19 protein-coding genes are annotated in these 21,813 nt (G+C 37.1%); 9 read left to right on the forward strand and 10 right to left on the reverse strand.

The genetic code is table 11. From position 1 onward, the window contains the following. Positions 1-51: 51 nt before the first annotated feature. On the reverse strand, positions 52-2,895 hold the full coding sequence (locus EXE29_RS13160; protein WP_058952594.1) for a primase/helicase family protein: 2,844 nt from the start codon (positions 2,893-2,895) through the stop codon (positions 52-54). Positions 2,896-3,193: 298 nt separating this feature from the next. On the opposite strand from EXE29_RS13160, the gene EXE29_RS13165 reads away from it, so the two are divergent. Beyond that, positions 3,194-3,856 (forward strand): GIN domain-containing protein, encoded by a 663-nt coding sequence (locus EXE29_RS13165; RefSeq protein WP_058952595.1) that lies wholly within the window; start codon positions 3,194-3,196, stop codon positions 3,854-3,856. An 81-nt stretch (positions 3,857-3,937) separates the two neighbouring features. Here the strand turns inward: EXE29_RS13165 and EXE29_RS13170 are convergent, their stop codons facing one another. From EXE29_RS13170 to EXE29_RS13180, 3 genes are all read right to left on the reverse strand, one after another. Beyond that, a complete protein-coding gene (locus EXE29_RS13170) occupies positions 3,938-5,605 on the reverse strand; it encodes a primase/helicase family protein (protein WP_227504919.1) in 1,668 nt (555 codons plus the stop codon). A gap of 28 nt (positions 5,606-5,633) precedes the next feature. Further along, positions 5,634-6,542: a hypothetical protein gene (locus tag EXE29_RS13175; protein ID WP_005006163.1), complete on the reverse strand. Its 909-nt coding sequence runs from the start codon at positions 6,540-6,542 to the stop codon at positions 5,634-5,636. Positions 6,543-6,610: 68 nt separating this feature from the next. Next, positions 6,611-7,810, reverse strand: coding sequence for an AcrVA2 family anti-CRISPR protein (locus EXE29_RS13180; RefSeq protein WP_114190206.1), 1,200 nt, complete (start codon positions 7,808-7,810; stop codon positions 6,611-6,613). Positions 7,811-8,465: 655 nt separating this feature from the next. Here EXE29_RS13180 and EXE29_RS13185 point away from each other — a divergent pair. Next, on the forward strand, positions 8,466-8,660 hold the full coding sequence (locus EXE29_RS13185; protein ID WP_096911212.1) for a hypothetical protein: 195 nt from the start codon (positions 8,466-8,468) through the stop codon (positions 8,658-8,660). 241 nt (positions 8,661-8,901) lie between these two features. Here the strand turns inward: EXE29_RS13185 and EXE29_RS13190 are convergent, their stop codons facing one another. Beyond that, positions 8,902-9,390, reverse strand: a complete 489-nt coding sequence (locus EXE29_RS13190) for a hypothetical protein (RefSeq protein WP_228160834.1) — start codon at positions 9,388-9,390, stop codon at positions 8,902-8,904. A 388-nt stretch (positions 9,391-9,778) separates the two neighbouring features. On the opposite strand from EXE29_RS13190, the gene EXE29_RS13195 reads away from it, so the two are divergent. The 3 genes from EXE29_RS13195 (at position 9,779) to EXE29_RS13205 (ending at position 13,898) form a co-directional block, all read left to right on the forward strand. After that, a complete protein-coding gene (locus EXE29_RS13195) occupies positions 9,779-12,442 on the forward strand; it encodes a type IA DNA topoisomerase (protein WP_120364885.1) in 2,664 nt (887 codons plus the stop codon). Between the two features lie 16 nt (positions 12,443-12,458). After that, a complete protein-coding gene (locus EXE29_RS13200) occupies positions 12,459-13,469 on the forward strand; it encodes a hypothetical protein (RefSeq protein WP_024160720.1) in 1,011 nt (336 codons plus the stop codon). Positions 13,470-13,664: 195 nt separating this feature from the next. Continuing rightward, positions 13,665-13,898, forward strand: a complete 234-nt coding sequence (locus tag EXE29_RS13205) for a hypothetical protein (protein ID WP_005006205.1) — start codon at positions 13,665-13,667, stop codon at positions 13,896-13,898. A gap of 80 nt (positions 13,899-13,978) precedes the next feature. On the opposite strand, the gene EXE29_RS13210 is transcribed toward EXE29_RS13205, so the two are convergent. The 4 genes from EXE29_RS13210 to EXE29_RS13225 all read right to left on the reverse strand — a co-directional run bounded on the left by EXE29_RS13210 (position 13,979) and on the right by EXE29_RS13225 (position 17,652). Next, complete coding sequence (locus EXE29_RS13210; protein ID WP_005006206.1) at positions 13,979-15,787, reverse strand: zinc ribbon domain-containing protein; 1,809 nt, start codon at positions 15,785-15,787, stop codon at positions 13,979-13,981. Between the two features lie 201 nt (positions 15,788-15,988). After that, positions 15,989-16,318 (reverse strand): hypothetical protein, encoded by a 330-nt coding sequence (locus EXE29_RS13215; RefSeq protein ID WP_005006208.1) that lies wholly within the window; start codon positions 16,316-16,318, stop codon positions 15,989-15,991. A gap of 242 nt (positions 16,319-16,560) precedes the next feature. Further along, positions 16,561-17,022, reverse strand: coding sequence for an H-NS histone family protein (locus tag EXE29_RS13220; RefSeq protein ID WP_005006210.1), 462 nt, complete (start codon positions 17,020-17,022; stop codon positions 16,561-16,563). A gap of 111 nt (positions 17,023-17,133) precedes the next feature. Further along, on the reverse strand, positions 17,134-17,652 hold the full coding sequence (locus EXE29_RS13225; protein ID WP_047471608.1) for a DUF2726 domain-containing protein: 519 nt from the start codon (positions 17,650-17,652) through the stop codon (positions 17,134-17,136). 218 nt (positions 17,653-17,870) lie between these two features. On the opposite strand from EXE29_RS13225, the gene EXE29_RS13230 reads away from it, so the two are divergent. The 4 genes from EXE29_RS13230 (at position 17,871) to EXE29_RS13245 (ending at position 20,607) form a co-directional block, all read left to right on the forward strand. Then, a complete protein-coding gene (locus EXE29_RS13230; protein ID WP_005006214.1) occupies positions 17,871-18,560 on the forward strand; it encodes a hypothetical protein in 690 nt (229 codons plus the stop codon). 198 nt (positions 18,561-18,758) lie between these two features. Then, the gene (locus tag EXE29_RS13235) at positions 18,759-19,067 is read left to right on the forward strand and encodes a hypothetical protein (RefSeq protein WP_000753507.1); all 309 of its coding nucleotides are present in this window, start codon (positions 18,759-18,761) and stop codon (positions 19,065-19,067) included. Between the two features lie 350 nt (positions 19,068-19,417). Further along, positions 19,418-19,768, forward strand: a complete 351-nt coding sequence (locus tag EXE29_RS13240) for a hypothetical protein (protein WP_218646829.1) — start codon at positions 19,418-19,420, stop codon at positions 19,766-19,768. 2 nt (positions 19,769-19,770) lie between these two features. Then, positions 19,771-20,607 carry a nuclease-related domain-containing protein gene (locus EXE29_RS13245; RefSeq protein ID WP_005006218.1) on the forward strand — a complete coding sequence of 279 codons (837 nt, stop codon included), beginning with the start codon at positions 19,771-19,773 and terminating at the stop codon, positions 20,605-20,607. A 101-nt stretch (positions 20,608-20,708) separates the two neighbouring features. Here EXE29_RS13245 and EXE29_RS13250 read toward each other — a convergent pair whose 3' ends face one another. Further along, on the reverse strand, positions 20,709-21,746 hold the full coding sequence (locus EXE29_RS13250) for a hypothetical protein (RefSeq protein WP_005006219.1): 1,038 nt from the start codon (positions 21,744-21,746) through the stop codon (positions 20,709-20,711). Between the last annotated feature and the right edge of the window lie 67 nt (positions 21,747-21,813).

The following is a 21,813-nucleotide window of genomic DNA, read 5'->3' on the forward strand; positions in this document are numbered from 1 at the left end:
ACATTGACTCAAAAAGAAGCCCCGATATTCGGGGCTTTTTCATATCTGCTTTTACATATCGAACGACTGTCCACGTTCGTTAGTTTTGTTTAAATTCTGCGGTTCTATACCATACAGCTTTAGACCATCACCTAGAACGAGATCATCTACACGCTTTTCAAAACGAGTAAAGAAATCGTTCAGTCTTTGGAAGACTGGTGGTTCATCTAACAGTTTGGCCATGTTGTTTAATGTTTTACTTAGACTGTTCACAAGATTGAACTTTTGTTGACGGTCCAAAGACAAGCTGTTCGATGTATCTAAAAGGGTGGTGAGGCTTTCTTGAACCTTTAGATAGTTTTGATCATTGGTCACATTACTGACAATCAAATGCACTACTTTGTTTTTGATCTTCAATGTATCCAGATTCAATTGATCAAATGCAATGGTCCTATCAGTAAGATTTTCTCTAAATGTTTTGAGATTCTGCCACTCTGGATGTGCAGCCTCTAAATCAGATAAAACTTTCATGATTGACGCACGGTATTCGCTATCAGACGCACTAATCACAAAAAGTTCAGGATACGACCGCTTCTTAGAAACTTCTTCCTGAGCTTTATTGAGCTTATCTTCAGCGACAGCAATTGAACCCTCAACATCGGCAGTACTAATACCAGCTTCATGAATTAACTTTCTAGCTTTATACATTTCTGCTGAATGAAGCCAAAAAGCGGTAAAGATAGCTGACTTAGCGTAGCTTTGATGATCGATACCTTGCTGAAGATTTTGTTCGGGAATGGTCGAACGATCCACACTCTGCAATTTAACTGTATCTTTGTTGATGTCCTTGGATACATCAATATGTACTTTGGTATTTTGCATGCTATCCATACTTGGGTTTGTGCTACTGGTTGGTTCTTTGGCACCCATTTTCTCGAATTCAATATCACCGGCTTTAATCTTTTGATGGCCATCTGCAGTAGCGACAACTTTCAAAACATCATTTTGAACTTTGGTGACATCAATTTCAGAAAGGATCTCCATATAAGACTTAATGCCCTCAAGAGTCATGACGGGCGTAGATACGGGTGCCGTAGCGGTTGGAGTTGGTTTATCATCAAATGCTTTATCAAATGACGGCGGTTGGTACTTTGGTTTTGCATAGGATTTCGTGCTACCTGTACCAGCTGGTCCATCATAGTTAGCTTTTGATAGATCTTGTTTACGCTTTTCAATATTTGCGTTGTAATTTTCAATATTTGCTTGGTTTTTAGCACGTATGTTCTGCAATTCCAGATATTTTTCATCTGATTGTGCAATCACAATGCCGTAATTCGGTTGGTATTCTTTATTAGGGAACTTGGTTGCATAAGCTTCGCGTTGACGGTTGTAGCGGTTAATTGCATACGCAACTTCAGGGATCTTGTTGTCTATACGTTTGACGGCGTTATTCAGTTCTTTTGCCAACTCTGCAGCTAAACGTTCAACACCTAAATATTGACGAGCATCATCCCAATCAGAAACAGATAATTTATTTTGGAAAACCGGGGGTAGGGTGATACGTGTATTTTCATGTTTGCTCACATCACCTAACACACCACTTAATGAAAAGTTGTGACAAGCTTCTTGTAAGCCAGGATTCAAACCAGACTCAAGCGTTTGGCCAGCATCGTTATCATAACCAACAAATATATTGGCTTCAGGATTGATACTGCAGATAAGCTCAGCAACACTTGAGATATTGGATTTACTGTATGACGCTAAAACTTGTGTGTTTTCTGCAGTAAAACCCTCACCCAATAAACCAAGCTCTAAACCAGCATCCAACGCCTTACGTGCGCTGATCGCTGTTGCCCAACCCTCCTTGATCAAATAGTTCTTTGCATTCGGGTTAAAGACTTCATAGCCAACATCAGGATTTTTGCTAACAGGCAAGAATGCATCTTTCGTTTTGGCTTTATCAAAAAAGTACTTACCCTTATGCAGTACTTCTTCAAGCTTGTTGGTTTCTTTGTTGCGCTTTTTTTGGCGATGGTGGGTGATACGCTGTAAATTGACGACTTTGTTATTGGTGTCAATTAACGGTGCAAGAATGACAGCTCTGCTTTTACGTAAATCAAAGCCTTTTTTCTTTTCGCCCTCAAGCTCAGGTTCAAAGTTGATGAAATGCTTTTGATACGCTAATACATTCTCTACTGTTTCAACGAGAAGCTGTTGATTGGTAGCTGATTCAGGAAGTTCACGCTTTACTGCTTCAATGGCTTCATCACGGGTAAAGTTATCTTTACGCATGATTTTAGCGCCGTATGGCTCTAGGTTCTTTTCAACCATATACGGCATTTGTCGAATGTCGCGTTTAAAGGTCTGAAGGCTTCCAGTTTTATTATTAAAAAATGAATCGTCAATAATTTTACCAGCACGTTGCCACTCAATACGGATAGCGATTTGTGCAGCTAAGAGCTCTTTTTCTTGTTGAAGTAGATGCTTCTTTTGAGCTTCTTCAAACTCACGTACACGGCGATCAACATCTTCTTTGCTTGGTGGTTTGTAGTTAGGGTTTGAATCTCGTTGAGGCTTGATTACGTTCTTATAGTGGTCAGCAAAAGCAATTGAGATTTCAATGTCAGTTACACCAAAGCGGTGTCCTTTGAGTACTGGCCAGTATTCACCAGTATCACGGTTCATGTTTGGATAGATCCAATACATCCCTCGTGGTTTGACATTGTTGCTACTTGATTTACTAGGGTTATCTGATTCGGTGAGGCAAGGCACTTTTTCATCAAATACGGTCACGAATTGATATTTACCAGATGACTTGAATACGAATCCGTAGTTTCGCTCCAGTTCTTCTTGGAAAAACTGAAACATCGTATTTAAATCACAATTATGTCGGGCGCTCGGTACTTTCTCAGCCATAACAATTCCAATTTCTAATATATATTTAGGTGCAATGTGCTACCCAGGTTGCATAGGACTATTAATCATATGCTTAAGAAAATTTATACTTTTAGTATATACCGATTCTAAAAACATTTCTGTTTAATCTTTAATATAAGCTATGTCTAATAAAGGTTTAAAGAAAAATTAAAAGCTTTAATTTATTATTTTAATAAAAAATGTTTAAGCCCTCAATGTTATAATTTACAGATATTAAATAGGTTATGAATGACCACTTATTTAGGGTTAAATTACTTTTAATAATTTGAGGCTTTATATGTCAAAACATATTTTTTTGGGTTCTGTTGTAATCAATGGCAACGGCAATGTATACAGTTCAGGTTCCAACTATCAAATCGTTGGAAGTGGCAAACCAGTGACTAAGCAAGTACCTGTAAACCCATTTAACGAAATCTGTATGAAAGGTCCAATGAGTCTGAAGTTTTTTGCTTCAAGTGTTTCTAAAATGGAAATTACTGCAGACGACAATATTGTAGATCTTATTAGTGCGACTTTTCAGGGGGGTGTATTGGTTTTAGCTATTCAGGACAATGTAAGTTTTAGTACTTGTTCACCGTTAGAAGTATCGATCAGTCACCCAAATTTAAAAGCTATTGATTTAAAAGGTTCAGGCAATATTCAGGTCTTAAATCTTAATGAAGATAAATTCACAGCAAGTATTAGTGGATCTGGAAATATGGATTTAGACGGTACCGTTGAACACTGTGTCTTATCTTTGAGAGGTTCAGGCAATTTTGATGCATTACCATTGAAAAGCAACAATTTAGAAGTGGCACTATCTGGTTCAGGCAATATCTTTTGTACAGCTATCAATTCTGCTCAAGTACAGCTTTCAGGCTCAGGCAACGTTAAAGTTTATGGCAAACCAATCCATAAGTCACAAAACCGAACTGGTTCAGGAAACATTAGTTTTAAATAGGTCGATAAACCTAGTGCAATGAAAGTTTAGAGAAAAATAAACCCCAAAAGTTTGCTACCTTTGGGGGTCTATGTTTGACATTCAAATTATCGAAATAAAAATATTATTAATGAAGTTTTCGGACCATTCAGGATCGTTCGATTTACTCAAAATATCTTTGAGCCAAACCTTTAATGTTTCAATTGGATAATCTGCATTTTTGTATAAGTTAATCACGGTGATAATCTGTTGATTCAGTGCTGTTGTTGAATCATTACGTGCGATCATTTCTACAAGTTTTGTGTAGGCCTGAAGGAGTTCTGGTTCTTCAGCTCCAGTGACTTTACGGGGTTGCTTGCTAATCTGGCCAAGAATCTCAATAAATTGTTCTTTGACCAGCTCAATCGGGTGGATCTGACTAAATCCCTGTTGAGTCAGTAAGGCGTATGCGCGTAAAACCAAGCTAAACCAATTCTTTTTGGTCATGCTATCAGGATAGAGGCCTATATCATCCAACTGTTGTTTGATGCCAAAGAATAGGGCACTGATAGAGTAGTTCGGGTTAACCGTGCTTTGAATTGCAGTCGTCCACACGGCATTTTGCATTTTATGACGTATAACATCACGCGTGTAATCAACGCCGTATAAACATTTAAAATCGTTCCAGTCACTTAGATCTAGCTGTTCTTCAGTAAATTCAGGTCCAATCATGGCTGCGTTTACAGCTCGGCATGCTTCTGTTGCGTAATAGATACCGGGATTGCGCTTTATTTTGCTTTCTAATGCTGTTTTATGGTCATTATCATTGAAGATATAGAAGCGTGAAAACGGGAATTCGGCACGGAAATCACGTACTACATTCATGATGTTGCCAGCCACGTACACGACAATGACTGGAATAGAGTATTGAATTGATTCTGCAATTGCTTCACCAGTGGCGTAGCCCTCACAAAAGATTATCCGATCTTGGTTCCATGCATCCAATGGATCTTTAAATAAGATTTTGAAAGCGCCGTTTGCAAGTACACCACGTAATGTAAACTTATCTTCACCACGCTTGTTTTTATGTTCAGCGATGGTCTGAAGGAAAATGATTTGATTTTTGAGGTTTTGCCCCTCAACTAAAAGCTTGTTCTGACGTAGCGACTGTTGATCTAGATCTGGTTGCAGATCAATAATACGGTTCAGAATAATAGTGCTGTTCTTGTGTTGAGGGTAGTACTGGCTGACATAATCAATCAGCTCATTTTTAGTGAAGTTGCTTGGATTGTACAATCTAGCATGACTGAAGCTAATCTGCTTTTTCACATTGTAGTTGTGTGGACGGTTTGGCAAGGGTAGGCTTCTGGCCCATTCAAAACCCATATAGATTTGAGCCAATATCTCTTGGTCTTTTTTGTTCTTCTCAGCACTTTTGCATGAGCTTAAGAAGCGTTTAAGATCTTCTTCTTGCTGTTCCTTGGTATATACGGTATCACCAGGTTGCAGATCCATTTCTTGAATGTATTCATACAAGCTGTAAGTGAAGTTTGCACCGCCAGCATGAAACCAACCATAAGACATACGTGCGTTATCTAGATCTACAAGATACCAGGCCGTTTTTTTCTTATTTTTTGTGGCGTCATTGTGGTGATTGGTTCTGAGGTAAATACGTTTAGAGCTTCGTTCAAGCTGAAAGTCACTCTCACGATCAAATACAATGCCCTCATTTTCAAGATGCGATCTAAATATTTTAGATAGCGTACCAATATCGATACCATACTTGATCATGAGGGGGTTCATAAATAAAGAAACTCACTTATAAATATTTTATAACCAGCGGTTGAGCGACTACATATTTTGATGGGTTGTTGGTTTGCAACGTAATTTCGTGAGCGTAATGCCATGCCTTAGTGATACGGTTTAGGATGACACTTTCAAGGTCGTCTTCTAAGAATTCGTAAAGATTAAATCGCACGTTGTTTAAGATCAGTTTTTTATAACCTTTCACAAGGGTATTTAAAAAATTCTGAGATTGGTCCATAAAGGCGTTAACGTCAGCATCATAACTTATTGTGTTATTCACGACTGCATTATAAAAGTACTGCTCAGAATCAATTTTAATAATATGCATCTGCTCTAAGAATGACTCTAAATAAGCTGGATGCATATTTTTACTTAAAAACTTACAGATCCGCTTATTCTTGTTGTCGTTAAAATAGATGTATTTAGAGGTTAGCTCAGTATTAATCACTGTGACATATTCGCCGTCCACACGAAACTTCACGGTATTATTGTTGGTGAACTGCAGCATTAATTCTGTGAAGATATAGCTATCTAACGTTTTTTCATGCTTAAACGTCTGCTTGTCCAAGAAATTACTGTTGTACTGAAGATCTGCAACATTGGCATAGCTTTGAACGAATTGAGCGATGTCATTGTGCATGTTTTGGGTGTCGAGATCCGATACTTCAGTTGAAACCGATTGAAAGGCACTATTTTTATAAAGATGCCCTAATAATTCTGTTTGATTGTGGTTTTTAGGTTTAACTTTCAATCCAACTGTAAAATCGTCTTGCTCATAATTCCCTTTAATTAGATTGCTTAAATAACTTTCAGCTTCTTGAAAAGATACGTTTCCAAGGTTGTCTAAAAATGATTTTAAGGAAGTGCCATCTAATCGTACTGCAACATGAGATATAAATGATGGATCGAACTCGAAACGCATAATACTTCATTGATTGAAATGGGTATTAAAAGTATATAACAGGTTTAAGGAAAAAAGAATGAAAACCTTTAAGTATTATTACCATAAAAGTAATTTTGAATTGATTTAATAAGTTTAGTTTCGGTTTCTTGAGTATATAAACTACCTGAAATTAGTTTTAAGCCAGTATCAGTTTTAAGCCAATGTAGTGTATTAAAATGGTCATTAGCGATATGGCTACTCTTGTGCATGCGCGACACAAAACCAGTGTTCAGACCAGTATCAAACAGGCGTGGACAGCTTGGTGCGTGGACATGATAGAGGACTTCACGGCGTTGATTGCTAGAGGGTGATTTACCTACGCCACGGCGTACTGGCATACCTTTGTGCTTTCTATAACTACTGAGAAATGAATCAATCGTATCGTTATACGTGGGTTGCATCAGGTAGCCACGGTGATTGTAGATGTCAGTTTTAGGATGAATAGAGAAATTAAATAAGCTAAGCATTTTACCAAGTAAGATTAATAGCTCAGGACTACTTTTAAGGTTGGTACCAATCAAACTATCTTTAATAGTTTTAATAGTATCCGTGCGATACTCTAAAACCACATAGTCACCCCAATTAGAGGTTAAGCTTAAAGCATCTTCATCAGATATGTTGGCTTCAGTATCTTCATAGCAAAACACAATGATCAATACTTTAACGTTGTTGCCGTTAAACAAAACTTCGTTTTGATGCGCGAAAAAACCATATAAAGGTTTGTCGTTGTGTCCTAGACCTGGTGTATGAATAAAGTTGGTCCACTGAAAGTAGTAATTCAGCAAATGACCATCGACATAGCGACCGTTTTCATCATTCAATAGGGTGCGATATACATCATTTTCAAGCTTTAGCACGGGTTGGCTGTACCGCCAAGCGCTCAACGCTGCAGTCGTAAATGCAAAGTCATAAAAGTTAAACTCAGGGTTCATATTTTTATAGAACAATGCATAAGGCTGTAACACACTTTCCCATACCTGTAATGGGATAAAGATGTTGGAACCCCACTTAGGAATCTCCGCAAAATAACCAGTGCCATAGGTATGATTTACGTTATCCCAAAACAGGCGTTCTAGCTGTTTATAGTCTGGAATGTCTACGCTTTTAACCAATGATGCTGTACATAATGCTAACTTTTTCTCCAGTGCCAATAATTGACTGACAGGAGGGTATAAGCGACCAGCTTTTTGCGTAAAAACTTCCGCATTCAACTTTGATATAACATCAGCAAAGATTGAATCTTTCACTATACTGGTCATCCATAAAAAGTGTGTGAGGGTGGCTGATTTAGTATAAGGCATTCTAACAAGTTGTATGTATTCTATTAGGCGTAAAATTCTAAAAAGTTGATAATATATATCAGTTTTTAAAGCATTCACATTTCATACATAATTCCAACCTCGCTCAAATATAACATCTTATTGTTTGCAATTTCTAAACAGCAGTTTAACTAATCTGCAATATATCAGGGTAGAGTTGAGTATAGGGCTTAATCATTACTTTTGTTCAGCATGAGATAACAGTTTGTGGAATTTACGTGAATATAATTAAAAAAGCTTTAAAACTTATTAGAGATCGGTTATATTACGAATCAAGGGATATTACCCTATTTAATAAACTATTAGACTGAGATTGTTCTAATAGTTTTTTTTTGCCCTTTTTTTGACATTTCCTCTTTTTTCTTCTATAGCTTCTGCTATATTTCTCCATATTTTTCGTTATTTTGGTTAATATTTAATCAATGTTAAAAGCATAAATAATCAGCAACTTAGCCATTTATACCCACTACTATCCACAAAAACCTGTGCATAAAAAAACCAAATATTAAATCCCAAAATGGAATTTCTTCAATTTTAAGCTATAATTACGCACATAGTTTTAATCATTGTAGTGGACTTAGTTATGAGCCATGTAGACCAAATAGAAACGATTAAAATTACTAACCGCGAAATCGGAATATTGCCTAACAATGTGCCAGTAGTGGATCAGTTTTTGAATAACTACCGCACACATAAAGCATCAACGACTCATTCAGTGGCTAGTAATTCACCTTTAATGAACAATACCAATTCAATGCATGTGCATCGGTCAGTATAAGATTCTCCCTATAATCAGCCTATTCGTAAAATTCATTAGAAATAAAAAAGCAGCGATTTCGCTGCTTTTTTATTGCCTATTGGATTTGTTTAGTGCTGATCCATATAGCTTTGAGTGAGCTTCTTACGCTCGTAATTCTCTTTGAGCTGTATGCCAATACTAATAATTACCATAGGTAAAATGGCTAGGGCAAAAAGAATGCAGATCGAATCAAAAATATTGGCCTGGGCATATGAGCGCATTATTGCGGATTCGCATTGGTTAATTCCTCTAGTGTTGATGGTTTTGTGGCGACTGGTTCATTTGCTGGTGCTTCAGGTGATACTTCTGGTACTTCAGGTGATACTTCTGGTGTTGAACTTGGTTCTTGTTGTGGATCTAACTTGTCTTCATAAGACTCTTGTGGAAGGCTATTGCTTGCAACAAAGTTATCTAGAATATCCTGAGCCTTATATGCCTTATTGCATTCGTCATTTGAGGCGTACAATTCTTTTTGTACGCTATCGTCTAAATACTTTTCTCGGCCATCACTAACATCATCGCTGTAATAACCAGCTTTCTTAGCAGAATCTATATAAATGGAATAACAAATATTTAAAACATTACTACGCTCGTAATCATGTTTGTAATACCAGTCAATACTACGTTCCTTTGCATCGGTTTTCGTATCTTCAAGATATTGATCTAAGCGTTTTTCTTGTGGCGTAGACGAACACCCGATGATTAACAATGAGGTGCTTAAAACTATAAGTTTTTTAATCATGGTTTTAGCTTAAAACAAACGATACCTTTATAGTACAACATTAATTCGTTAAATAATATTTTTGGAATTTTAATTTGTGATGGTTAAACATTGCATTTTCAAACAATTAAGCCGTTTTTTCCCATAATTTTAGATAAATATTGTTGTCTTTTTGCGCGTAGAATATTGAAAACAGGAAGTAATTTAACCACTTGAAATGTTCATCCAACTAAAGATTAAGAAATAAGCCCTTAAAAGTGTTTGTTTATCAACCCTTAAACCTATTTAAACATTTTAAAATTGTATATACTAAAACCATTACTAGATTAACTTCAGTAATTATTACTAAAGAAAGTTAAAAATTGGATGAATTTTAATGAGTAGTTTGTTCATAGTAGAGTCACCCGGAAAGGTCGAAAAAATTCAACATATCTTGGATGACCTGTATCCGCACGAATTCGTTGTACGCGCTTCAGTTGGCCATGTATGTGATTTACCTAATCATGAGATCGGTTTTTCATATCCAGCCTTTGTTCCTAAATACGAAATATCTCAAAATAAAACACGCGTTGTTCAAGAATTAAGACAGGCTGCTAAAAATGCAGATACGGTTTTCCTCGCAACTGACTTGGACCGTGAAGGTGAAGCCATTGCATATCACTTAAAACGTATCCTGAACTTATCTGACGATCAGTATATTCGCGTCAAATATAACGCTATTGATAAAAGTACGATCGCTAATGCACTTCAAAATGGTGAAGAGCTGGATCAAGGTATGGTGGCATCTCAAGAAACACGCCGTTTCCTTGACCGTATGATTGGTTTTTACTTGTATGAGCCAATTTCAAATATTTTAAAAGGCAAATTTCCTGTTGGCCGTGTTCAATCTGCCGTACTCGTTGTGCTTGGTGATTTAGAAGATCTACTGAAAAACTTCAAATCACATGAACATTACAATCTTGAAGTAACTCTAAAACAAGGTTGGGCTGCGAAATGGGATTTTTCTAAGTGGCTTAATCCTGAAATGAAGGATGTGCACAATAACCAGTGGTTAGATAAAGCTTCAATTACCCGTCTACAAAACGTAATTGATAAAAAAGAATTAACCATTACCAGTGTTGAAACTAAGCCATCTTTCCGTAGTGCTCCAGCGCCGTTTATTACTGTTGATCTGCAAGCTGCAGCTGCAGCGCGTCTTGGTTTGGATCTAAAACAAACTATGGAAGCAGCGCAAAAGTTATATGAAGGTGGTTATATCACTTACCATCGTACTGATGCTGCTGTAATTTCGCCTGAGGGGATGCAAGCTCTAGAAGCTTTTGGTGAGAGAGAGGGCATTGCGATTATCGGCAATAAAGCCAAATCTCGCGATGGTGCTCAAGAAGCACATGAATGTATTCGTCCTAGTGACTTCTTTACCTTTGAAGCTGGTGAGGACCAAGTTCAAAAGGATCTATACCGTCTAATCTGGTTGCGTACTGTTGCATCGCAAATGGCTCCAGCTGAATACGAAGTTAAATCCGTTATAGGTGTCTATAAAGATGTCACTCTCAATGTAGATGGTGAAAGCATTACTAAAGATGCTGAATTCAAAGCTTCTAGCCGTATCTTAAAAGAAGATGGCTGGTTGGGCTTATTAAAGACCTACAGTATTGATGAAAATGCACTTGAATACGTGGACGGTGAAGAAGATTCAGAAAAAGAACCTGAACATACGCTACCTATAGATATTGAAGTCGGTCAAAACCACAATGTTATTGCTGGTAAAGTTATCGCGACCAAAACCAAACCACGTTCACGCTACACCGTACCATCATTGGTCAAATTACTTGAGAAAAAAGGAATTGGTCGTCCTAGTACTTACCAATCAATCTTTGAACGGTTAATCAAGCACGGCTATATCAAGCTTGTTAAAAAGAAAATTGAAGTTACACCGCATGGATTGAAGTTGATTCAAAACATTAGAGGTAAGTTTAGTTTTGCAGATCCGCTTTACACCAAAGAAATTGAAGAAACACTGGATCTAATCGCTACTGGTGATGCCGATTATAAACAAGAACTCCAAAAGTTCCATTTAGGGATTGAAAGTGAATTAGGACAGTTCTCAAAACATTGGCTTGATTCATTCCCTGTCTACAAATGTAATAACTGTGATGACGGACGCATGTTGCCGAAAATCGGTACCAATCGCGACAAAACAACATCGGTCTACTGGTCATGTAATTCATGCAAAAGTTCAGCGCCAAACAGAAATGTTGATGGTAAAGATGAACCGGGTAAGCCAACTGTACGTGAGCCAACTGCTCATTTATGTTTATGTGGCAAATCACTGACTCAGGTTACAACTGATAAATCTGTATTTTTTGAGTGCTCTCAACGTGCGTTCGTAGATGGCACCTGTAAAGAAACATACCGTTCTACAAATGACGAAAGCGGTAACTTGGTTCCTGATTTTGACGAATATCGCCGTAACCATACATACAAATGTCAGCTTGAAGGGTGTGGCGGTTGGTTGCGTGAGTTAAAAGGTATTTCAACTTCTTCAGGTAAGCCGTATCACTTCTTTTCTTGTGAAAAATCCAATCCAAACCTGAAAGGCAAAAAATGTAAGTCGGGTCCATTAGAGGTGTTCCCTGATGGTAGTCCTAACTACGAGCCAAGATTCCAAGTGACCAAAACAGAGTATCCATGTATCTGTAAAAAGCCTCTTATACATACCAAGTACCGCAAAGAACCTGGTGTTTACGAAGAGCGATACAGTTGTGAAGCTGCATCATGTAAACGTTATTTCGACATATTGCCAGATGGATCACCAGATACCCAACTTACAAAATCTCGCACTGGCAACGAAGCCAAGTGTTTTGAGTGTGGTCAGACCATGATTCAGTCTGCATTTAATTTACGTGGTGAACGTAAGTTTAAATGGGATTGCTTTAGCTGTGGTGCAAGTGGATACGACAACAACGGTGAGCCAGTTCAACGTGGTAAAAAGAAAGCCAAGTCTAAATCGACCTCTACAAAAGCTAAATCAAGTAAATAATTGAATAGGTGAATAAATGAGTAATCACGAACCAGATGATATGGACAACATCGGGAAGGAAGCTGAAGAAGCGCTCAAACCCCAACCCGATGATGAACATGTAAGTGAGCCTGAACAGCCGGCCAAAACAGCAAAAAAGGGCAAAAAAGTAGACATTGATGAAAACTTTTTTGCTAAGCATAAAAAGCTAATCTTGATTGGCGGTGGTGTTCTTTTCTTTTTGTTAGTTGCTGTGGTTATTTTTGGCAATCAAAACATCGAAGTTGAACGTCCACAACAAAGCGATGTTGAACTTGAAGCTCGACTGCAGAGTGAAGTTGCAAGACGAGTAAAAGAAGAAAGTATGAAATTGGCTGCTCAGCGCAATGAAATTATCGACCGTATTAGTCGTAACTTTGACTGTAACGCACCACAAGTATTCTGTCATGCACAAGATACGTCAGAACCGTATTCAACTGTCGTTTCTAGTTTGCAGAACTTCCAATTTAAGCCAGATACGCCGTATGAAGTTTACATTGAAGTCTACCCCTTGAAAGTGGATGCCCAAAACCCACAATCAAGTCAGCGTAAAGGAAGTGTTTGTAGCCCGAACAACGTGCACCTTTTCTTATGCCAAAAAATCGTAATGAAAAATCCTGCGCTTATGGCCAATCAGATCCGCGAACTATATGCGCTGCTAACGCCGTCTATGACTTATCGCTTGCAGATCAGCAGTCGTCCAATTACGCCAAGTGACATCGATCTGACATTGATTTCTACCGAACTGGACAAAATGAATGCCGATTCTGCAACTGCTAGTGAACCTGAATTGGAGTGTGTACCGCCAGATCCTAAAAAAGATCCTGTTGCGTACAACTTATACGAAACAGGGGGCATGTCTTGTCAAGACATCATGAAGGACTTAGCTTTACGTAAGACTACTACTCCAGCTGGTCAACCTGGTCAAGCTCAACAAAGTGGTGGTGAGCAACCACAATATCAACCGCAAAGTCCTGATGCATTTGGTACGCCAGAAGCAACACATTAAACATACCAATAAGAAACGGATTGATTTTGGTTAATCCGCTATTAATTGGCTTTTGGTTGAGAATACTAATTTAAGCATCTGTTTATCAAATAGATCTTAAAAAAATGAAACAATAAAATGCAGATTTATTCTGCATTTTTTAATTTTCACATTACAATAGTTTAAATTCGCAACTTTTAAGCAACCGGGTACGCTATGAACAACCCAATCAAAATTCAAGATCTGCAAGTGGCAGATTTGCCGTCCACGTTTAAGCTGAAGAAAAAACATAAAGAAGAAGTTTTTCTGAAGTTCAAAGAGTTGAATGAGGCACTATTCAAAGTAGGGTACATTCCAGTGACGTTCTCAGACTTTGTGCATGCACTTATAGAAACTGGCGTAAAGGGATTTTCTGTCGAAGAATATGTCAACGCTCAATTAAACTCTTAATTTTAGAACTCTAATTATTTTTTTGATGTCAAAAAAAAATGGACCACATTCGTAATCCATTCCTTTATTTTCTTTAACGATTAACTTTCTATTTTGGTACCACACTGAGGGCAAAACAGCATATTGTCCTGAAGTGGTTCACCACATTTCACACAAAACATATTCTTTTTCGGTTTGATGATCACGGGTACTTGATCTGATAGATCCTGACTGTGTGTTTCAGGGTTATTCATCAATCCAAGATGTGTACCATGTGTTCTTGGTGAGCTTTTATTGATTGCGCTATTCATCTGGTTCATAGATGACATGCGGTTAATATCTACTTCAGACGTTGGGGCAACCACAATGCTTTGGCTTTTGGCAAAGTCGGCTAAATGCTCTTTCAGTACAACAGCATCATCAGTACAAGCAGTCATGCTCAAGATCGCACGGTTTTGATATTTACCGAAGGTCGTTGTGCTAATTTCAGCGTACCAGACACGTAACGTCATGGTTTCAACATTGATGACTTCTTTTTGTGATTTCACGCTGTCGTCAAGGTAACGGCCAAAGTTCATTTGAGACAATTGATAGCTACCTTTAGCCTCAACCCATATTAGTTTTGATACAAAGTCAAAACGGCTCCATAGGTAATTACCGTGCTCAAAACAAAACTTCCCTAAGATCCACATCGATACACCAAAGAAACCATAAGTGAAGTCGCTAAAATCCAGATAGCTTCCGTTATATAGACCTTTGGCAAAAATAGTCATTAATACGACTGAAGCAATAAAACTTAACAATCCAAAACTATTGAGGATGGCTAACCAGCGATACTTTTCTTCTTTGAAGCATGAGCTCAATGTCATATCACGAAGGGTATTGATTGGCACTGGTTGAGTTTCTTCTAAGATCTCACCCTCAAAAGCACCGTTTTTACTGCGAGAGTTGATAACTGGCAACTGGCGTGAATAGATTCTGTTAGGAATAGCACTTTCCCAATTCTTTTGTAGATGGCGTTCAAGTTCATCAAACAATTGCATTGGTTGGCAATTCATACTCAAACTATCCTGAACGACTCCAGCACTGGCTTGTGGTGGCTGTTTTACCATTTGAGCAATCACGGCCAAGAAGAATATCGCAATCGCAATCAGCGCTGCAATTAACGTAAAAATTGCTTTATCCATGCTTGGCAACCAAATAGGTGCAACTGCATGTTGGGTAAGGATAGGAACCAATACAGGTCCAAGAATGGCGACTAAAACCAAACCAATGACTTTAGATAAACCAATTTCTTGTGCACCTGAGTTCGGATTAGCCATAGGACGCAATAAAACAATCAAAATAATGGCGTTGTAAACAATCCCAAGCCAAGCACCTGTATTGGGTGATGCACCCACATACGCGATTAGAGCACTCACTAAGGTAATCAGAAAAACAATCGCATTTTGAAATTGAGCTTCTGCAGCGTTACGGATGAATAATGGCGAAAAAATAAGATTAGGGAACAGTGAATATAGAATCCCGTTCACTGAGCCTTTTGGTTCTTCATAAATCAAAGCGCTTTGGCGTAGGATCTCTTTAATATCGGTTGCACCAGGATAAGCACCAGTTTCTTGAATGGATAACTCCTGTGCAAGTCCGGCTGGTTGATCACGACCAAAGTAGAACTTTAGGTTTGATAAGCCTGTGGTCAGCAGTAGAGCGCCATAACTGAACATTGCTAGACCAACTATAAGCGGTGGTAGTGCAACAAATACACCGTTACTGAATAGACCTTTTGCACTGAAAATTAAGCTTAGGCCAGCCAGCATAAAAACGATGGCACCGATCACTTTAAAAATGTTTTCTATTCGGTAGGGATTAGGGAATTCAAACCGCTTATCTTGCGAGTTATATTCATATGCCATTTTTAATACTCCTTAACGCATTTATCTAATTACGTTTTAACTGGTTAATTATAACTAAGTCGTGGGGTATAAAGTTTTTTTAGTTAAAATGAATCACTGTTTTAGTTAAGTTTTAATAAGGGAATTTAAAAAGTATTTTAAAGGCGCATTAAAAAAGGGGATAACGAATCCCCTTTAAAGATGTACCAAGCTTATGTGCTGTTATTTGTTTTGATCTGCTTGTTTTTGAGCATCTGCAGCTGCAGCGTTCAGCATAGAAGACATATCATTTTGCTCGTCCTCTTTTGGTGGATTTTGTTCTGCAGTTTTTTGATGTGCATCAAAATCGTGGCCCTCAACTTTTGAAGGTTTTTCATTATCGACATAAGCTTCACGCGCTGCTTGTAGGTCTGCAGATGGATCTACTTTGTCAATTTGTTCATCTGGTTGAATAGGTTTTGATTGAGATGTTGATTCTTCTTTTTTACTACAACCAACTAAAACCAAACCTACAGATAATAAGCCAGTTAATAATAGAGTTTTGAATGACATTTAATCGCCTCCAGCGAAACATAAGCAAAGGTATAGTCACATATACTTATAATGTATATACCAAAATTTAACTAAAACTAGTCCGTTGTATAACGTGACCTTTATAAAAACGGTTTAAGTATATACCAATTGCAAATTTTCTTGTTATCGGCTGAAAGCTAATAGAATAGGGTATCGCTTAACGACACTATATAATGGCAAAAAAAAACCACCTTTTACGGTGGTTTCACTAGTTTTAAAGATTAAATCTCTTTAAGGTCTAGATTTTGTTCGCAATAACTACGTACAGCTTCTTTATCTGAAGGATCAAAACCCTTTTCAATCATTTCTTCACGTAACCATTTAATTACTTGACCGCGACCAGCCCAACGTAAGCTGTTGTTTTCACGGTGAACCCATTCATGCGTAAGCTTACGTTTTTGACGTCTTACAGGCTCAACTTTTGTGGTATCAATGTGGTTGTTTTTTAGATATTCGCTAAGTGTATGGATGTCCACAACACCATCGGCAGTAATTTTTTCTGAAATGATTGCATTAATGGCACTAACAGCATCGTGAAAAGCTTTATTTTCTTTAACGACTAGTTGTTGTTGAAGTTCTTCAATATAATTCTGAAGTTCAACAGGTGACATTTGAGCAACATTTTCTGGTTTTGATACATTTAACATGTCATTAGTTCCAGTATTGCGAGTTAAGTTGTTCATGATTAAACCTTTAGAAATATATTTGAAAATTAATTCAAAATATCTCTTACGACAAAACCATTTTTACACATTTACATTATTAAAATCAATTAGAGTTAATCGTATTTATACCTAAATATACCTTGAAATGGTTTTTCTTATAACTTTTATGTCGGGAATTTCCTTAAACCTAATGACAGTAATGCCAGCACTCTTCAAAAGCTCGTCACGCCTTTTATCTTTATCCTGGGTATATTTGTGATAATGCCCATCAAGCTCAATAGATAATATAGGATTGTAGTCTTCATCAACAATCAAATAGTCCACGTAAAGCCTAGAAAACTGATTTCGGGTACTTATGTTTTGCGTGGTCATAAAAGCACTCATGCTTACTTGCACCAAAATGTTGCGTGATGGAATGACCTGTTCTAGTGCATCAAGCATTATAATCTCGTCTTTTGTAAGGACTTTTTTAGATACAAGCTCCTGATTCTTTTGAGGCTTACGATAGCCTTTTTTTGAATTCTTTTTGGCTTTAGTTTTAGGTTTGCGAAATACGCCACATAAAGCAAAAACAAACTTATACACTATATAAAACAATAATGAATAAATTATGGACTTTAACAAAAAGGAATTTAAAATCGTTTCCATAAACCTAATACACAACAAATTTTAAAGGGTGCTTAAACTTCTTAAACATATTAGATAGTTTTAACGGTGATTGATACGAATTAACTAAAAATGTTTAAGGACTATTAGTGATGCAATGTTAAAAATAGTATAATCTTGTAAAAACAGCTTAGAAGTAGTTTTAAAAGTAAAACTGGTTCTCACAAATAACACCGACTATTTCACTGGAAAAGTTTAAAATGGTATTTAATAAACGTACTTTAGCTTTACTGATTGGTACAATCTCGCTATCAGCACACCTCTATGCCAACAACACAACCGTTAAAGTCTCACAAACTCCAATTGTATCATCTTCACCAATTCCCTTAGTTAAAGCGAATGCAATTGAACAATACTATATCAATGTTAAACATCGCTTTAATGGTGCGGAATTTGAACAACCGCCTCGTAAAATTAAGAGCATTAAACTTAACTTGAATGTTATTAATAACGGGGAAGTGGTTTTAACGGCGCACGAAGCTGATAAATCCAAGCTGGAAGACTATTTACAGCAAAACCCTAAAAACTCGGAACTATTGGCCAGTTACGTTGCTCGTATGATCAATTACAACCACGGCTATACGGTTCCTGAAAACAAGGGTAAATACAGCAAGTATGCAAGTACGACTGTATATGAAGCTCTTCTTGATGAATTGAACTATAACTTCGCAACTACGCCAGTAGTATCAGTAGATAGCTATGCAAGCCAACAACAGCTTGAATCTGCTTATCTATACATCCTTTCTCGTTTAGATCCACAAGAAAAAGCGGTGTTTTGGCAATTTGTGAACACATACAAAGTAGGGGATAAGATTGAGATCCCTGAAGGTACTGTTATAGCAGATGTCTTGAACACTTATAAAATCCAATTGAATTTTAAAGCGCCTTAATCACTAAACAGGTAAGGAATATTTAGGAACAAACTATATTATTTTTTTAAAGTTATTTTTTACCTGTTCCTATATGTATTCGCCTTTTTATGTTTCCTCATGGTATTGGGTGTTTTATTCATTATTTTGGTGTGAGTTCTAATTAACTATGCGACATTCCAAACAACCATGCGATAAGGCTTGCTCAAGGGAATTTAGATGAAAAAAACAAATGTCCATATCTTCATTTGGAAATTTGTAATTGGATTATTCTTTTTTAGTTTTCTTATGACTTATGTTCACTCAAATGCTGAAATTACAAATTTATCAATGTTGTTTTATGGGTTTAAGGTAGGTCTGTGGTTTGCAACTATTGCTACCACTTTGATTTGTGTATTGCTCGGTTTAGCAAAGCTCTTAAACAATAAACCTGAGAAAAATGAGCTTATTTACTCATGGTTTTATACATCGACAAAATATACGCTAGTGTTTGTTTGCACATTAGCTGTTGCTATTTTTGTCGCATAGTTAAGTGTAATTTTTTGGTCTTATCGCAACATTGATTAGTAAATTTGTCGCACAGTTCTTTAGAATATTGAATGTATTTTATTGATATTTTATAAAACTGTCGCTTAGTAAATTGGAACTGACATTTGGGGGTCCATTACAGCATCAGCAATAGTTGGATCATGAAATTGCTCAAACCATAAATTTCGGAACTTGACTTTTAATCAACCAATATATTGCTCGAAAATTAGAAGCATTGGGTTGATGTGATTATTTCGAATTTGTTATTAGAAATTAATTGAAAGCAGTATTTTTTAAACTTTAGGTGGAATGAAAAGGTGATTTTTTCAAGTATATTCACTGGTCTTTTTATGACGGTGGGTTTCACAGCGCTAATTTATAACTACGTGTTGATGGGTGGTAATTCTGGTTTGTTCTTTTTGGTTTGGGGTGGTGGTTTCTCTCTAGCAGGATTGTATTTCCATTACCACGGAACAATTGGGAAAATTGGGTGGCAGAGACAGCGCTTTGTTCGTAACACGCAAACACTTGAATGGTATAAGACTGAATACCCTCAATGTGTTGTGACTACAAATATCGTGAAATGTTGTTTTTGCGAAAGTACATCAATTCGCAGATATGCCTTAAAAAACAATACTTACAAAATTCGCAACTCTTGTGCTAAATGCGGTGAAGTTTTGTTTTATACGGATGAGGATTAATAATGACTATTCATGCGTATTATGGTGATGTTAGCCACCTGAAAAATGAACAAAAAATGTTTGAAGACTTATTAACCCAATTGAAGCTTCATTGGGGTAATAGTGAAGATTGGATTTATTTGTTCTATAACACAATGTGGTCAGGTCAGGAAATTGATGTTATTGCTTTCACCAAGGAAGCAATCGTTGTTATTGACCTAAAAAACTATTCAGGCAATCTGGTTGGGTCGGAAAATGGGGAATGGCAGATTAATGGTGAGCTTGAGGTTCAGGGTGGCTCTCAGATTAATCCATTTGTTCAGATTCGGAAGAACAGATTTGCTGTTTTAGAGTGGTTCAAAAGTGCTGAATTGTTTACCGACCAAAACTTAGGTTTTATTAGTGGTTGCATCATCCTGAATGAGTTATCTAGTACGCAAATGGATTTGTCTCATTCGGTAAGAAAGTGGTTTTATGTTACCGATATTGCCAATTCAGTGGATACTTTGTCTAGACTCCATACCAAGGGGATTAGTCTTGCTAGTGATGATATTGTATACCTAGTAAACAAGTTAAAACTTAAAGAATATTCTTGGGATCAGGGTGTTGCTCCTAGAGTTCGCAATCTTATTCAGTCAGAAGATCGTGATACTCCAAGTGATAATAGTCGTAATCAAAGTTCCGCTCCGATCAAATACACATTACATGATCAAATGGAAAAGAAATTCAAAGGTGTTTTAGCACCGTACCTATTTTTCTATGGAACGGTCATCATCTGTTTAGCTATTGCTTTTCATATTGCTAATGGTATGAAAGGTGAAGGGGTTGGGTACTTATTTAGTTTGATCTTTGGTCGCTAAAAATATCAGTTATTCAGGTTGGGATTCCGTAATTATTAAGCCTTTTCCTTTTTGCATTAAAAAAGCCTACATTGTAGGCTTTTAGCTTTTTTAGATCTGTATTACTGAATTAAGTCGTCAACGGCTTCACCAAGGTAGGTTGGATCGTATTGCTTATACAAATAGTTTTCCAGAATTGGTAAATCTGGTGCTAAAACCATTCGCGTAATTTTAGGACGATCTTCTTCAAGGTTAAGCTTCACATGTACGGCGAAGAAATCAATGTTGTTCGTGATGAAGTCATATTCTTTACGACCAGCACTTTTGAGTTGATCAACCATACGCGAAAAGAAGCGGTTATTCGTAATAGAGCAATTCAAGAACTCTAACGCATCTTTTTCAGTAACATTAATTTCAATAATGTTATTGAGGAAGGCTAGCTCTGGTTTAATTAAGTTGCCGTTACGGTCTGCAGTTAGACATTTTGTAGAAAAGGTACCAATACCAGCCATACGACCATCATATTTCACAAAACCGTGCTCTTCAGATGCAACTAAGTTTGACGCATGAACGTATAGAGTAGGGTGGTGCTTTGTATTCCACTCTAAATCAATAACGTCAGTTTCATTTTCTGCATAGAGAGTTTGTAAAAGGGATCTATTGAGGTTGGTATAGAGGACTTGATCAAGCTCTAATACTTTGCGGCGATATAGCTCAGCGAAGGCAATACCGTACTGAGATAAGATATTACATGTTGTATTGAAGCTATTGCAGTAAATCGCACGGTTATCGTTACCGCCGTCTCGATCCTCACTGACCACAATTACATGGTTCCCTAAAACACCATTGATTTTATAAACCACAATTGAGCCTAATGCGAAGTTTTGGGTAAGTAGTTCTTCACCCTCAAATCGTACTGCCGTGCAGTTTTTAATATTTTCTGCGCTTAAAGGATAATTACCCGGTGTGATGGACCACAATGTTGAGACTGGTACAAATAGAGGCTCAATAGAACTACTTAAGTCAACTCGACCAATCGTGATGATGCTTGTGCCGTTAAAACTATCGCCCTTGTGTTCTGCAACGGCTGATGTTCCGATCGTACCTGGTATTTGTGCGTTCTCTGAAGCGCTATTATTTGGTACAACTGATTCTGTCATGAAACAACTCACTAAAAGTTTTATCTTTGTTTAAAAATACCACATGATAAATAGTATTAAAACTTAT

Source organism: Acinetobacter sp. WCHAc060006, assembly GCF_004209135.1.
Taxonomy (GTDB): domain Bacteria; phylum Pseudomonadota; class Gammaproteobacteria; order Pseudomonadales; family Moraxellaceae; genus Acinetobacter; species Acinetobacter cumulans.

Excerpts from the sequence above, each read along its gene's own strand:
- EXE29_RS13210 (WP_005006206.1), bottom strand. The coding sequence starts at position 15,787 with ATGGCATATGAATATAACTCGCAAGATAAGCGGTTTGAATTCCCTAAT.
- EXE29_RS13160 (WP_058952594.1), bottom strand. The coding sequence starts at position 2,895 with ATGGCTGAGAAAGTACCGAGCGCCCGACATAATTGTGATTTAAATACG.
- EXE29_RS13195 (WP_120364885.1), top strand. The coding sequence starts at position 9,779 with ATGAGTAGTTTGTTCATAGTAGAGTCACCCGGAAAGGTCGAAAAAATT.
- EXE29_RS13245 (WP_005006218.1), top strand. The coding sequence starts at position 19,771 with ATGACTATTCATGCGTATTATGGTGATGTTAGCCACCTGAAAAATGAA.
- EXE29_RS13230 (WP_005006214.1), top strand. The coding sequence starts at position 17,871 with ATGGTATTTAATAAACGTACTTTAGCTTTACTGATTGGTACAATCTCG.
- EXE29_RS13220 (WP_005006210.1), bottom strand. The coding sequence starts at position 17,022 with ATGAACAACTTAACTCGCAATACTGGAACTAATGACATGTTAAATGTA.
- EXE29_RS13170 (WP_227504919.1), bottom strand. The coding sequence starts at position 5,605 with ATGATCAAGTATGGTATCGATATTGGTACGCTATCTAAAATATTTAGA.
- EXE29_RS13175 (WP_005006163.1), bottom strand. The coding sequence starts at position 6,542 with ATGCGTTTCGAGTTCGATCCATCATTTATATCTCATGTTGCAGTACGA.
- EXE29_RS13215 (WP_005006208.1), bottom strand. The coding sequence starts at position 16,318 with ATGTCATTCAAAACTCTATTATTAACTGGCTTATTATCTGTAGGTTTG.
- EXE29_RS13250 (WP_005006219.1), bottom strand. The coding sequence starts at position 21,746 with ATGACAGAATCAGTTGTACCAAATAATAGCGCTTCAGAGAACGCACAA.
- EXE29_RS13185 (WP_096911212.1), top strand. The coding sequence starts at position 8,466 with ATGAGCCATGTAGACCAAATAGAAACGATTAAAATTACTAACCGCGAA.
- EXE29_RS13235 (WP_000753507.1), top strand. The coding sequence starts at position 18,759 with ATGAAAAAAACAAATGTCCATATCTTCATTTGGAAATTTGTAATTGGA.
- EXE29_RS13205 (WP_005006205.1), top strand. The coding sequence starts at position 13,665 with ATGAACAACCCAATCAAAATTCAAGATCTGCAAGTGGCAGATTTGCCG.
- EXE29_RS13240 (WP_218646829.1), top strand. The coding sequence starts at position 19,418 with ATGACGGTGGGTTTCACAGCGCTAATTTATAACTACGTGTTGATGGGT.
- EXE29_RS13200 (WP_024160720.1), top strand. The coding sequence starts at position 12,459 with ATGAGTAATCACGAACCAGATGATATGGACAACATCGGGAAGGAAGCT.
- EXE29_RS13165 (WP_058952595.1), top strand. The coding sequence starts at position 3,194 with ATGTCAAAACATATTTTTTTGGGTTCTGTTGTAATCAATGGCAACGGC.
- EXE29_RS13225 (WP_047471608.1), bottom strand. The coding sequence starts at position 17,652 with ATGGAAACGATTTTAAATTCCTTTTTGTTAAAGTCCATAATTTATTCA.